This window comes from Sphingorhabdus sp. EL138, assembly GCF_945882965.1.
Lineage (GTDB): Bacteria > Pseudomonadota > Alphaproteobacteria > Sphingomonadales > Sphingomonadaceae > Sphingorhabdus_B.
Genome location: NZ_CAMCWY010000001.1, coordinates 167343 through 181073 on the forward strand (window position 1 = coordinate 167343; position 13731 = coordinate 181073).

11 protein-coding genes and 1 riboswitch are annotated in these 13731 nt (G+C 57.4%); of the genes, 10 read left to right on the forward strand and 1 reads right to left on the reverse strand.

The window, feature by feature from the left end; genetic code table 11:
• Window positions 1-61 precede the first annotated feature (61 nt).
• The 10 genes from ftsZ (at window position 62) to Q0N43_RS00985 (ending at window position 12356) form a co-directional block, all read left to right on the forward strand.
• Window positions 62-1549: a cell division protein FtsZ gene (ftsZ, locus tag Q0N43_RS00940; protein ID WP_295441144.1), complete on the forward strand. Its 1488-nt coding sequence runs from the start codon at window positions 62-64 to the stop codon at window positions 1547-1549.
• A 126-nt stretch (window positions 1550-1675) separates the two neighbouring features.
• Window positions 1676-3445, forward strand: a complete 1770-nt coding sequence (locus Q0N43_RS00945; protein WP_295441147.1) for a hypothetical protein — start codon at window positions 1676-1678, stop codon at window positions 3443-3445.
• Between the two features lie 39 nt (window positions 3446-3484).
• Window positions 3485-4636 (forward strand): deoxyguanosinetriphosphate triphosphohydrolase, encoded by a 1152-nt coding sequence (locus Q0N43_RS00950; RefSeq protein WP_295441150.1) that lies wholly within the window; start codon window positions 3485-3487, stop codon window positions 4634-4636.
• The gene (locus tag Q0N43_RS00955; RefSeq protein WP_295441152.1) at window positions 4633-5289 is read left to right on the forward strand and encodes an NAD-dependent epimerase/dehydratase family protein; all 657 of its coding nucleotides are present in this window, start codon (window positions 4633-4635) and stop codon (window positions 5287-5289) included. The genes Q0N43_RS00950 and Q0N43_RS00955 overlap by 4 nt, the downstream gene beginning before the upstream one ends.
• Window positions 5290-5323: 34 nt before the next feature.
• A riboswitch (glycine riboswitch) is annotated at window positions 5324-5412 on the forward strand.
• A gap of 182 nt (window positions 5413-5594) precedes the next feature.
• On the forward strand, window positions 5595-6743 hold the full coding sequence (gene gcvT / locus Q0N43_RS00960) for a glycine cleavage system aminomethyltransferase GcvT (RefSeq protein ID WP_295441155.1): 1149 nt from the start codon (window positions 5595-5597) through the stop codon (window positions 6741-6743).
• Entirely contained in the window at window positions 6740-7111 is a 372-nt protein-coding gene (gene gcvH, locus Q0N43_RS00965; protein ID WP_295441159.1) for a glycine cleavage system protein GcvH, read from the forward strand. The genes gcvT and gcvH overlap by 4 nt, the downstream gene beginning before the upstream one ends.
• A gap of 36 nt (window positions 7112-7147) precedes the next feature.
• Window positions 7148-8506 carry an aminomethyl-transferring glycine dehydrogenase subunit GcvPA gene (gene gcvPA / locus Q0N43_RS00970; RefSeq protein ID WP_295441161.1) on the forward strand — a complete coding sequence of 453 codons (1359 nt, stop codon included), beginning with the start codon at window positions 7148-7150 and terminating at the stop codon, window positions 8504-8506.
• Window positions 8503-10074 (forward strand): aminomethyl-transferring glycine dehydrogenase subunit GcvPB, encoded by a 1572-nt coding sequence (gene gcvPB / locus Q0N43_RS00975; protein WP_295441163.1) that lies wholly within the window; start codon window positions 8503-8505, stop codon window positions 10072-10074. Before gcvPA ends, gcvPB begins: the two co-directional genes overlap by 4 nt.
• Window positions 10071-10700: a DUF938 domain-containing protein gene (locus Q0N43_RS00980; RefSeq protein WP_295441166.1), complete on the forward strand. Its 630-nt coding sequence runs from the start codon at window positions 10071-10073 to the stop codon at window positions 10698-10700. Before gcvPB ends, Q0N43_RS00980 begins: the two co-directional genes overlap by 4 nt.
• Before the next feature lie 96 nt (window positions 10701-10796).
• The gene (locus tag Q0N43_RS00985; protein ID WP_295441169.1) at window positions 10797-12356 is read left to right on the forward strand and encodes a fatty acid--CoA ligase; all 1560 of its coding nucleotides are present in this window, start codon (window positions 10797-10799) and stop codon (window positions 12354-12356) included.
• Between the two features lie 18 nt (window positions 12357-12374).
• On the opposite strand, the gene Q0N43_RS00990 is transcribed toward Q0N43_RS00985, so the two are convergent.
• Window positions 12375-13676 carry a UDP-glucose/GDP-mannose dehydrogenase family protein gene (locus Q0N43_RS00990; protein WP_295441172.1) on the reverse strand — a complete coding sequence of 434 codons (1302 nt, stop codon included), beginning with the start codon at window positions 13674-13676 and terminating at the stop codon, window positions 12375-12377.
• Window positions 13677-13731: the final 55 nt, after the last annotated feature.

Below are 13731 nucleotides of genomic sequence, written 5' to 3' on the forward strand. Positions count from 1 at the left end.
CGCTTTTGTGTCAAAGGCATGTAAATATCGAACAAGCCAAAGAGGCTAAGGGGATAAAATTATGAGCATCAATATCGGACCACCTATGGTTGACGAATTGAAGCCGAAAATTGCAGTGATTGGCATTGGCGGTGCCGGCGGAAATGCCGTTGCCAATATGATAAAAGCGAAGGTTGAAGGCGTAGATTTCCTTGTGGCCAACACCGATGCGCAGGCACTGAACGCCTCGCCTGCGGATTATCGCATTCAGCTTGGACCCGAGATTACGCAGGGTCTTGGCGCTGGTTCGCGCCCAGAGGTCGGACGGGCCGCTGCTGAAGAGACAATTGAGCAAGTAAAGTCCGCTTTGGCTGGTTGTCACATGTGCTTCATCGCGGCTGGCATGGGCGGTGGAACCGGAACAGGCGCCGCTCCAGTCATTGCGCAGGCTGCGCGTGAAATGAACATACTAACCGTTGGCGTCGTGACTAAGCCATTCCTTTTTGAAGGATCGCGCCGGATGCGCTCTGCAGATTCAGGCATTGCCGAACTGCAACAGCATGTTGACACCCTGATCGTTATTCCCAACCAGAACCTGTTTTTGGTCGCCAACCCGAACACGACGTTTAAAGAGGCATTCTTGCTTGCCGACGAAGTTCTGCAACAGGGCGTTCGCGGTATCACTGACCTTATGGTTATGCCTGGCCTCATCAACCTCGATTTTGCCGATGTGCGTTCTGTCATGCACGAAATGGGCAAGGCGATGATGGGCACTGGCGAAGCCGAAGGCGATGGCCGCGCGCTTGAAGCGGCGGAGAGGGCGATTGCCAACCCGCTGCTCGACGGCGTTTCGATGCAAGGCGCAAAGGGCGTTATCGTGTCGATTACTGGCGGCGAAGACATGCGCCTGATGGAAGTTGACGAGGCTGCGAACTATATTCGTGAGCTTGTTGACCCCGATGCAAACATCATCTGGGGTTCAGCGTTCAATGAAAATCTGAACGGCAAAATCCGCGTTTCGGTTGTTGCAACCGGTATCGATAATGAAGGCCTGAGCACATCACCAGCAACGCAATCGCGGACGCCATTTTCGTTCAACCGTCCGGCACCAGAGCCAGTTGTGGTGGCGCCTGCGCCAATACCGCCTTTATTTGTATCCACCAATTCCGCGCCAGTTGAAGAACCAAACCTGGTTGCGGAACCAGAAGAAGACGACAGCTTGGTCCTTGGCAGTGATTTCGAAGCTCCAGAAGCGGATGAAGACGCCACTGCGGACGGCCAAGAGCAGTCGCCCGGGTCGAGCACCTTTTCCTCTGCATCTTGGGCAGGCGCAGATGCGCTTGAACTGAACACGCCTGCGGATGCAAATGTACCATCGCCTGCACCTGTCGACGTAACACAGGCGCCTGAACGTGCGGCACCCCGCATTTCCACAGGGGGTACGTTGTTCGAACGTATGTCGAACCTGTCACGCGGTCTTTCCCGGTCCGACGATGCAGATGACAAGAGCCGTGATGATGCGAGCAGTGTGAACGTTCCGCGCTTCCTCGATAGGCAGAACAACTCTTAGGGTCCTGACCCTAAGCTGCGTCAGCAGCGCCGCGTCATTTCGTCCGGTTTAGGCAACCATTTGTCGGAGCATTTTGTAAGCAGGCTTTGCGTCCGGCAATCTGCGTTCAAATAAGGGCGAATGAATGTGACAATGTTACGTGATGCAGGGATATTGTGTGCGCTCGCTTTATCATCGGGCGTGCTCGCGCAAGCCGTTGATGAAAGCGCGCTTGAGGCACTTGACCAGGTAGCGCCTGCTGCACCGATACGTTCGGAACCTGCTGGCGCGGCCGAGTTGCGTGCAGCCATGCGCCGGATATCTCTTAATCCTTCCGATGCGGACGCCATGGCCGATGCGGGCAACGCCTCGCTTGCCTTGGGCGACGCCAACGCCGCTTTGAACTTCTTCACGCGTGCCAATGCGCTTCGTCCCAGCAGCAGCCGTATCGTGTCAGGTCTGGCGACGGCGACCGTGCGCACGGAAAACCCGTTTGAAGCACTGCGGTTGTTTGATCAAGCCGTCCGCCTCGGCGCGAATGAGCGTTCGATTGCGCTGGACCGTGCATTGGCGTTTGACCTGTTGGGTAATTTTGCCCGCGCGCAGCAGGATTATAAGTTGGCGCGGACAGCGTCAGCCTCGGATGACCTGATTATCCGCCAGGCGGTTTCCTTGTCTCTGGCGGGGCAAAAAGAAGCCGCCGACGCGATGCTGGTTCCGCTGCTGCAACGCAACAGTGCCACGGCATGGCGTGCCCGGGCTTTCATGCTGGCGGCCCGAGGGGACCTTATTGAAGCAACGAAAGTCGCGCAAGGGTTCATGGATGCTAGCTCGGCCCAGCGAATGGAGCGGTTTTTCCGGCTGATGCCTTCCCTGACGGCTGCGCAGAAGGCAGCGGCAATACATTTGGGCCATTTCCCGACGGGCCAAGCGGTCGGACGTGACAGTGAACAGGTCCGCCGAATTGCATCGAGGCAACCACAGGCGCCCGTCGTGTCCGGCAATAATCGCCTTATTCCGTCGGGCGCTGCGCTTGGACCAATAGCTACGCCAAAGCGCGACGGCAAAACCACCTCGAATCCACATCGTAAACGCGACCAAAAGGCCGAGGAGCGGGCGGAAATTCAGGCGGTGGTTGCCAATATTCCCGAAGCACAGAAGCTGCCCAAGACAGACACGTCTCGCCTTAGCACTGCCGCGCGTGCCCAGATCGAGGAAGCGCAAACCGCCCGAATTGCCAGCGTCAGCAATAATGCGCTGCCAGTGCCCGAAACTGCGCGCCCATTGGTCAGTGCAGCCTTGCCAAGGCCGGTAAGCACGCCAACGCCTGCTTTGCCCGCTGCCATTACGCCAGCACCAACCCAAAGCCGTGGGTCAATACAGGAGGCAGTCCCGATATCGCAGGCCCCAAATGCTGCTGGGCAAGCGCCTGAACCCGCGCCTGCGGTGCCGGTTGCGTCCTCCGGCTTTGATCTGGGCGCAATTGTGGAGGCCATTGATATTCCGGAAAGCGATCAACAGCCTTCGCAAGTTCCCGTTGATTTGAAAAAATTGAAACCACTGGCACCCAAGGCGACGGCAGAGCCAGTCAAGGTTGCCAAGTTTGATCCTAAGATTGCGGCGAAGGCCAAAGCCGAAAAGGACCATCCCGCCCGCTATTGGGTGCAGATTGCGACCGGAAACGCCAATGCCCTTGGCTTTGATTATCGCAAACTCATCAAGACCTATGCGGCCTTGCTTAAAGACCGGAACCCATACACGTCCGAATGGGGCCGAACAGACCGTCTGTTGGTTGGTCCGTTTGCCGACCTGAAAGCGGCGAAGAAATGGGAAGGCGACTATAAAAAGGCGGGCGGTGACGCCTTTATGTGGAAAAGCGAGATTGGCGAGGTCGTTAGTCCGTTGAAAACAAAATAGTGGCTTCCGGTCGGTGGCACTTGGCGGCATAAGCGCGCCATGTCGCATCTTGCCCCTTATGCCTCCTTTCCTGAACATAGCCGAGGTCGGCTGCATGCCGAACCGTCCAGCGATATACGCGGACCACGGGATATTTTTCAGCGTGACCGCGACCGTATCATCCATTCGATTGCGTTTCGCCGCCTGCGCCACAAGACGCAGGTTTTTATTTCCCCCGATGGCGATCATTTTCGTGTCCGCCTGACACATAGTCTTGAGGTCGCGCAAATTGGCCGGACGATTGCCCGCGCGCTGGGCTTGAATGAGGATCTGACCGAGGCCTTGTGTCTGGCCCACGATATTGGCCATCCGCCCTTCGGTCATGCGGGCGAGGATGCGCTTGAAGAAGCGATGAAGCCGTTTGGCGGGTTCGACCACAATGCGCAGACGCTGCGTACGCTGACGCTGCTTGAATCGCCCTATCCGTCATGGCCTGGATTAAACTTAAGCTGGGAACTGCTTGAGGGGCTGGCCAAACATAATGGCCCGGTTGCCAACCCCGGTTGGGCCTTGGCCGAAGTGCATGCAGGCTTTGACCTAAGCCTGACCGATTGGCCTTCGTTGGAGGCGCAAGTTGCGGCGATCAGCGACGATATCGCTTACGACAATCACGATATTGACGATGGCATCCGGGCAGGGTTGCTCGACATGGACCAATTGCTTGAGCTGCCGTTCGTGGCGGAGCGCTGGCAGGCTATCTTGGCCCGCTACCCCGACGTCCGCCCGCGCCGCTTGATCGGCGAGCTTACGCGTGAACAGATTGGCGTGATGGTCAATGATGTGATTGAATCCACGCGCACGCGCATAGACGAACTCGGTATCAGAACTGCCGATGATGTGCGCAAGGCTGGCGTCATGATTGGTGGGTTTTCCTCTGAAATGGCAGCGCGTGAGCGGCGGCTCAAGAAATTCATGTATCAAAAGCTCTATCATCACCCCACGCAGACTGCGGCGGCGATGGAGGCATCGAAGGTCGTGCGCGAACTGTTTGTGCTCTATCACAACGATGTTGGCCTGCTGCCACCCGAATGGCGCGAAAATCTTCCCCAGCAAGACCCGGAGCGTAGCCGCCATATCGGCGACTTTTTGGCCGGGATGACGGATCGTTACGCCACTGACCGGCACCGCGAACTTTGCGGGATCGGCGCGTGAACCCGAAAATCGTCATTGCCGGTGGCTCGGGCTTGGTCGGAAAAGAGGTGGCGGATCTACTGGCCCGTAACGGAGTTGAGGTCCATTTGGTGTCGCGTCGACCTACCGCGCAATCAACACGCAATGTGCAGGAGCATGTCGCCTTAAGCGATGAATGGCCAGCGATTGTGGCGCGAATTAAGCCGGACGTCGCCATTTCATGTTTGGGAACCACGATACGCACCGCAGGGTCGCAGGACGCTTTCAAGGCTATCGACCACGCGCTGGTGCTTGCCTTTGCACAGGCCAGCCATGCAGCCGGAACACAGCATTTCATCACTGTCTCATCGGTGGGCGCGATGCCAGCGAGCAGCAATTTCTACCTGAGAACAAAGGCTGAGATGGAACAGGGGCTGTGCAACATTGGCTTTCAACGCCTTGATATCATGCGCCCAAGCCTGCTGACGGGTGGCAAGCGCGAGGGGAATCGTCCGGGCGAGGCATTGGGGATTTTATTGTCACCGTTCGTCGACAGGTTGATGGTTGGACCGATGCGGAAATATGCCTCCACGCCATCTCATATATTGGCGCAGGCCATCGCGGGCTTGGCAGATAGGCGCGAACATGGCGTTTTTATCCACGAAAATGATTCCATCCGCGCGCTCGCCGGTTGACTCTGCAATAGGCTAACGCCAATATAGGACTGTCGCTGACGAAGCGGGAGAGCATCCCTTTAAGGGATCGCCGAAGGAGCAACCGCCCCGGAATCTCTCAGGCAAAAGGACCGCTTCGGCTTTTGCGACACTCTGGAAAGCGCTTATCTTGGCCGTTTGCTGAGATACGCCACCGAAGGTGTAACCTGCCATATGCGCCATTCATGGCACCTATCGTGGATAAAGCTCTCAGGTACCCGTGACAGAGGGGGCAGCAGACTTTGCGCCAACCGGCGTCGGTCGCTGCGACTCTTGAACGGACTGATATGCGCGAAGAAGACGAATTCGAACTCGAACCCATCGAAATATTAGAGCTGCCGCTCGATGCCTGGCATCGTGACAAGGGCGCGCGCATGGTTGAATTTGCGGGCTACCACATGCCGATCCAATATGAAGGCATCATGGCCGAACATATCTGGACGCGCGAAAATGCCGGGCTGTTCGATGTAAGCCATATGGGTCAGTTGATGCTGACCGGCGACGGTGCCGCCGAAGCGCTTGAAGCCCTCGTCCCCGGCGACATTTCGGCACTGAAAGAGGGCAAGATGCGCTATTCGCTTTTGCTGGCCGAAGACGGTGGCGTGCTCGACGACATGATGATTACGGCGGCGCCAATGGGCCTGTATGTCGTCGTCAATGGCGCGGTGAAATGGGATGATATGGGCTATCTGCGCGAATATCTGCCCGACGAAATCACCATCAACAATATGGAAGACCGCGCGTTGTTGGCGCTGCAAGGGCCCAAGGCGGTCGATGCGTTGAAACGTGTCGTGCCGGGCGTGGACGCGCTGTATTTCATGGAGGCGGGTTCATTCTTCTGGGGTCCCAAGACCGACCCTGAGCCGCTTTGGATTAGCCGTTCGGGCTATACGGGCGAGGATGGCTTTGAAATCTCTGTTCCGGCCACGCATGCACAAAAACTGGCGGACCAATTATGTGCGCAGCCAGAGGTCAAGCCGATTGGCCTTGGCGCACGCGATTCGCTCCGGCTTGAGGCTGGCTTGCCGCTCTATGGTCATGATATGAACCCTGAACTGGAGCCTGTCGAAGCCAACGCCGCCTTTGCCATCTCCAAACGCCGCCGGGCGCAAGGTGGCTTTGCTGGGTCCGAGCGTATCCTAGAAGCGCTTGCCAACGGCCCTGCACGCAAGTTGGTTGGCCTTTCGGTCGATGGCAAAATGCCCGTCCGTGAGGGCGCACCGATTTTTGCAGGCGACATGCAAGTTGGTGTCATTACCTCTGGCGGCTTTGGCCCAAGCGTCGGCGCGCCCATTGCCATGGGCTATGTTGATGCTGGCCATAACGCGGTCGGCACCGCGCTTGCAGCCGAAGTGCGCGGCAAGCGCGTGTCCATCACTGTCGCAAATCTACCTTTCGTCCCACATCATTATCATCGCAAAGGAGTGAACGCATGACCCGTTATTTCACCGAAGATCATGAGTGGATCGACGTAGACGGCGACAGCGCAACAGTCGGCATCACGCAATATGCGCAAGGCCAATTGGGCGACATTGTGTTTGCGGAGGTTCCTGCGGCAGGTGCGACGTTAAAAAAAGGCGGCGATGCAGCGGTTGTGGAATCGGTGAAGGCCGCATCCGACGTTTACGCGCCCGTGAGCGGTACAGTCATCGACAGCAATGCCGCGCTTGAGGGCGACCCTGCTTTGGTCAACAGCGACCCCGAAGGCGAAGGCTGGTTCTTCAAGCTCACTTTAAGCGACATCAGCGAACTTAACAGCCTGATGGATGCTGCCGCGTATAAGGCATTTGTTGACGGGCTTTAAGATAATCCGCTCGCGATGCGGGTTATGGAGATTGAAATGCGTTATTTACCGTTAACCCCATCTGACCGGCAAGCGATGCTTGCTGTCATCGGGGCAAAGTCGATTGACGATTTGTTTTGTGATGTGCCTGCCGAAGCGCGACTGGATGGGCCGATCCTTGGCCTGCCCAATCACGCCAGTGAAATGGCGGTGGAGCGGCATTTTTCTGAGCTCGCGCGCCAAAATATGACCTCGTCGCATCATCCATTCTTCTTGGGCGCAGGCGCATATAAGCATCATGTGCCCGCAAGCGTGGATCACATCATCCAGCGCGGTGAGTTCCTGACCGCGTACACGCCCTATCAGCCCGAAATCGCGCAGGGCACGTTGCAAATGCTGTTTGAATTCCAGACTCAGGTTGCGCGATTGTTCGGTTGCGATGTCGCCAATGCGTCGATGTATGACGGCTCGACCGCTTGTTGGGAAGCCATTGGCATGGCTGGCCGCATTACCAAGCGGACAAAGGCACTGCTGTCTTCAGGGTTGCACCCGCATTATGTCAGCGTGGCCAAGACGATGGCGCAATATACGGGCGATACCTTGCACACCGCATTGCCGGAGCTTTCTGCCCAGACCGACAGCGCGCGTTTGCTCGCCGCTATTGACGGCGAGACAAGCTGCGTCGTTGTGCAATATCCCGACATATTGGGACGGATCGAAGACCTGTCTGCCATCGCCGCTAAGGCGCATGCGCATGGGGCGTTGTTGATTGCGGTCGTGACGGAGCCCGTTGCCTTGGGCGCGATTAAAGCGCCCGGTGAAATGGGCGCGGACATCGTGGTGGGTGAGGGGCAGTCGCTTGGCGTCGGCTTGCAATTTGGCGGGCCTTATGTAGGCCTATTCGCGTGCAAGGAAAAATTCGTCCGCCAAATGCCTGGTCGCTTATGCGGTGAGACTGTGGATGCCGAAGGAAAGCGCGGCTTTGTCCTTACCCTGTCCACACGTGAGCAGCATATCCGCCGTGAAAAGGCGATGTCAAATATCTGCACCAATTCCGGTCTTTGTGCGCTGGCTTTCAGTGTGCATCTAACCCTGTTGGGTGAAAAAGGATTGCGCGGATTAGCCCAGTTGAACCACGCGCTTGCGGTGCAAGCGGCGGATCGGCTGTCAAAAATTCCGGGCGTCGCATTGGTCAATGACAGCTTCTTCAACGAATTTACGTTAAAGCTACCCAAAGAAGCGCGACCCGTTGTGCGTGCGCTTGCCGACCGCAAGATACTTGGCGGCGTGTCGCTTGGGCGTCTTTACCCCAATGCAGACGCGCTTTCAAATGGCCTGCTTGTGGCCGTTACGGAGACCGCCACCAGCGCGGATGTCGAAACATTTGCCGCCGCTTTGCAGCAGATTTTGGCATGAACAGCATCAAACAGAGCGGATGGAAGCCCGAAATGGGCGGTGTAGGCGAAAGCGTTCCTGCAACCTATACCGGCAACAAGGCATTGATGCTGGAAGAGGCATTGATTTTCGAGATTGGCACCACTGAAACAACAGGCGTTGATCTCGCCGATGCGCCGCAGGTCGCCACGCGCCTGGGCAATCTGGAACGGCACAGCGACATTGGCCTGCCCGGCCTGTCGGAGCCTGAGACGGTACGCCATTATACGCGCCTCAGCCGTCAGAATTACGCGATTGATCTCGGTTTCTTCCCGCTCGGCAGCTGCACAATGAAGCACAATCCGCGCCTGAATGAAAAAGTCGCGCGCATGGCGGGCTTTGCCGATGTCCATCCGTTGCAACCTGTCGAGACGGTCCAAGGCGCATTGGCGGTTATCAATGAACTTGCGGTGTGGCTGATCCAGCTCACCGGAATGTATGGGGTCGCTATGACGCCCAAGGCTGGCGCGCACGGGGAGCTGTGCGGAATATTGTGTATCAAGGCGGCACTCGAAGCACGGGGTGACCCGCGCAGCGTTATCTTGGTTCCCGAAAGTGCGCATGGGACCAACCCTGCCACTGCGGCTTTTGCCGGTTTCTTGGTCGAAAATATCCCGGCAACCTCGGAAGGCAGGGTTGACTTGGCGGTGCTTAAAGCAAGGCTTGGTCCGGATGTGGCCGGGGTGATGATCACTAATCCCAACACCTGCGGTCTATTCGAGCGGGATATGCGCGCAATTTCTGACGCGGTCCATGCGGCGGGTGGCTATGTCTATTGCGACGGCGCGAACTTCAATGCGATTGTTGGCCGCGTCCGCCCCGGCGATTTGGGCATCGATGCGATGCACATCAACCTGCACAAGACGTTTTCTACCCCGCATGGCGGCGGTGGGCCGGGTTCCGGGCCAGTGGTGTTGTCACAAGCGCTGTCGCCTTATGGTCCCTTGCCCTTTACCGAACGACATGCTGACGGCAATTACACACTCGTTGAAGAAGAAACAGCCGGTGAACGCCATCCGCGCAGCTTTGGACGCATGACTGCCTTCCACGGGCAAATGGGCATGTTCACCCGCGCGTTGGCTTACATCATGTCGCATGGCGCAAATGGCCTACGCCAAGTGGCGGAAGATGCCGTGCTGAACGCCAACTACATCCTGCGCAGCTTGGAGGACGTTCTTGAGGCACCTTTCGCCCATAGCGGTCCTTGCATGCATGAGGCATTGTTCAACGACAATGGGCTGGCCGAAGGCTTCTCCACGCTCGACATTGCCAAGGGCCTGATTGATGAGGGCTATCACCCGATGACGGTATATTTCCCGCTCGTGGTGCATGGCGCAATGCTGATCGAGCCGACCGAGACCGAGAGCAAGGCAACGCTGGATCAGTTCATTGGCGCGCTGGGTCGCGTGGCGGAGCGGGCCAAGGCGGGTGACCCGTCGCTAAAGTCCGCGCCGCATCATGCGCCGCGTCGCCGCCTCGATGAAACCCAAGCTGCGCGTAAGCCCGTGTTGGTCTGGCGCGAACCCGAACAGGCCGTTGCGGCAGAATGAGTGGACCGCAGCCATTCATCTTCGAAAGCGGCCCAGACGTAAAACGCTACGCGCCAGCGACCGAGCGCAACCGTGATGTGATTGCGGAAACATTGGCGCGCTTGCTTCCGGCAGAAGGCCTCGTGTTGGAAGTGGCGAGCGGGACCGGCGAACATGCTGTGCACTTTTCAAGGCTGTTCCCCGCGCTGACATGGCAGCCAAGCGACCCGGACCCAATCGCCCTTGCGTCGATCAACGCGTGGCGTGCGGATTCCAACGTGCCGAACATGCGGCCTGCGATGCTGCTCGACGCAACGGCAGATTGGCCGATAGCGCAGGCTGACGCGGTCGTCTGCATCAACATGACGCATATCAGCCCTTGGGCTGCCACCGTTGGTCTACTACGCAACGTCTCGCGTCTTTTGCCGCCGTCTGCCGTGCTTTTCATTTACGGACCCTTCAACCAACGCGACGTCCCGCTGGTCCCAAGCAATGCCGCCTTTGATGCTTCGCTGCGGCAACAAAATGCCGAATGGGGCCTGCGCTATGTCGAGGATATTGCGGCAGAAGCCTATAAATCAGGGCTCCACTTGGACTCAGTCATCGATATGCCCGCGAACAATCTATCGTTGATCTTCCGCGCTTAGGCGGCTGCAAATCACAATATTGACATGTCGCGATAATCTCTCAACACATTGCATCAGGCCTTTGCGAAAAAATGGCCGGTGCTAGGGGAGAATGATATGGCCGTTGCCAGCTACGACATACTGAGCTTTGATGGTTTTTTAACGCACTGGGCGGTGGAACGGCCGGAATGGGCCGCGCTTTTGCAAGATGACCGCCATTTCACATATGGCGAGTTGGAGGAGCGCACCGCGAAGATCGTCGCGATGCTGCTTGGGTTAGGCCTGAAAAAGGGCGACCGGATTGCCTGGATTGGCAAAAACAGCGATCTATATTTTGCGTTGTTCTACGGCGCGGCGCGGATTGGTGTCGTGATGGTGCCCGTCGGATGGCGTCTTGCGCCTGCCGAATGGGCCTATATCGCCAACGATACTGGCGCACGCATACTCTTTGCGGGGCAGGGGTTTGAGGCGGGTGTGCACGCCTTGGCCAGCGGGATAGCTGGTGTTGATCGGGTCATACCCGAAGAAGAAGCGCGCGATATGATTGAGGCGACGGCGCGCACTGCGTTTGCGCCGGCTGGCCCTGATGACGCCGTGCTGCAACTCTACACCTCCGGCACGACTGGTAATCCCAAAGGCGCGGTGCTTTCCAACCGGAACCTGTTCGCGCTGCGCAAAAATGCTGCCGAAGAGGGGAATGCCTATAGTAAATGGGAAGATGATGAGGTCGTCCTCATCGCCATGCCCTGCGCGCATATTGGCGGAACCGGGCTTGGCATCATGGCTATGGCGTCAGGTCTGCCGGCGCTCGTAGAGGCGGAGTTCTCGCCAGACTCCGTCTTTGATGCTATCGAAAAGGGCGGGGCAACGCGGCTTTTCATCGTCCCTGCCGCTTTGCAGATGATGGTCAACCACCCGCGTTGCCGCAGCGTAGATTATAGCCGTCTTAAATATATCCTCTATGGCGCAGCGCCCATTCCGCTTGAGCTGTTACGCCAGTGTATGGATGTGTTCAGCGCCGAATTTATCCAGGTCTATGGTATGACAGAAACGACAGGCACGATCTGCATGTTGCCGCCCGAGGACCATGATCCCAATGGCAATACACGAATGCGTTCGGCTGGTAAGCCGATTCCCGGCGTCGAATTGCGCGTGGTGGATGCTGCAGGGAACGATGTTCCGGTGGGCGAAGTGGGTGAGATTTGGACGCGGTCGTCCAACAATATGATTGGCTATTGGAACTTACCCGAAGCCACGAAAGGCACCGTTGCCGACGGTGGCTGGATTAAAACCGGTGATGCTGGATATCTGGATGCGAATGGATATATGTATATCCACGACCGCGTGAAAGACATGATCATCACTGGCGGTGAAAATGTCTATCCCGCTGAAGTGGAAAGCGCGATTTACGGACATCCCGATATATTGGAGGTCGCGGTGATTGGCGTGCCGGACGCCAAATGGGGCGAAGCGGTGAAGGCGATATGCGTCCCCAAACCGGGCGCACAAATTGATCCCGATAGCGTCATTGGGTGGGCACGCGAACGCATTGCAGGCTTTAAGGTGCCACGTTCGGTCGACATCATTGCGGCATTGCCGCGCAATGCATCGGGCAAAATCCTGCGCAAGGACCTACGCGCCCCATATTGGGCTGGTTTTGAGCGGCAGGTAAACTGAAGCCGCTGAGAATCGAAATCAGCGGCCCACGCTGACATAATTAAACCCTGCTGCGGCGGTATCGTCAGGGCGGTAGATGTTGCGCAAATCCACAAGGACATCGCCCGCCATCGCCGCGTGTAGTTTTTTGAGGTCAAGCGCGCGATAGGCATCCCACTCGGTAATCAACGCCACGGCGTGCGCGCCTTGTGCGGCATCATAAGCGCTGTCGGCCATGATGACATCGGGCAGGATCTTTGCTGCTTCTTCCATACCCTCTGGATCGTGGGCGTGCACGATTGCACCAGCGTCTAACAAGGTCTGGACGATCGCAATCGACGGCGCATCGCGCATATCATCGGTGTTGGGCTTAAACGTCAGGCCAAGCAGGCCAATCTTTAGGCCGCGTACATCGCCGCCCAGCGCCGTGATAATCTTGCGGCCCATAGCGCGCTTTCTAAGGTCATTTGCCTGCACCACGGCCTCAACGACCCGAACGGGTGTTTCATGGTCCTGCGCGGTCTTGAGGAGCGCGAGAGTGTCCTTTGGAAAGCAACTGCCGCCATAGCCGGGGCCGGCATGCAGAAACTTTGACCCGATACGGTTGTCGAGGCCAATACCGCGCGACACATCTTGCACGTTCGCCCCTAGTTTTTCGCAGAGATCTGCCATTTCATTGATGAAGGTGATCTTCGTCGCCAAAAATGCGTTGGCGGCATATTTGATGAGTTCCGACGAACGGCGGCTGGTGAATAATAAGGGCGATTCGTTGAGGAAGAGCGGGCGGTACACAGCGCGCATGACATCGCGGGCCCATTCGACATCGCTGCCAACGACAATGCGGTCTGGGCGCTTAAAGTCGCCAATGGCAGCGCCTTCGCGCAAGAATTCGGGGTTGGATACCACCGCAAAGTCCAGCTCGGGGCTGGTTTCGCGGATGATCCGCTCGACTTCGTCGCCAGTGCCGACTGGAACGGTCGATTTCGTAACAACAACGGTGTGCGGATCGATCGCGCGCGCCAATTCCTCGGCAGCGGCGTAGACATAGCTTAAGTCCGCATGGCCATCACCACGACGCGAAGGCGTGCCCACGGCGATGAAAACCGCATCGCACCCTTTGACCGCTTCGGTAACATCCGTTGAAAAGCTTAACCGGCCCGCATCGACATTGGTTTTGACAAGCGCGTCAAGGCCAGGCTCGTAAATCGGCATGATATTGGCGTGCAGACGGGTGATTTTGGACCCGTCCTTATCCACGCAGACAACTTCATGACCGAAATCGGCAAAGCACGCACCAGACACAAGGCCTACATAGCCTGAACCAATCATAGCAATTTTCATTAATTGTCCCTCTTAAAGGCGGCATCCGAACGTGTACGCCTTATGACGTTATACG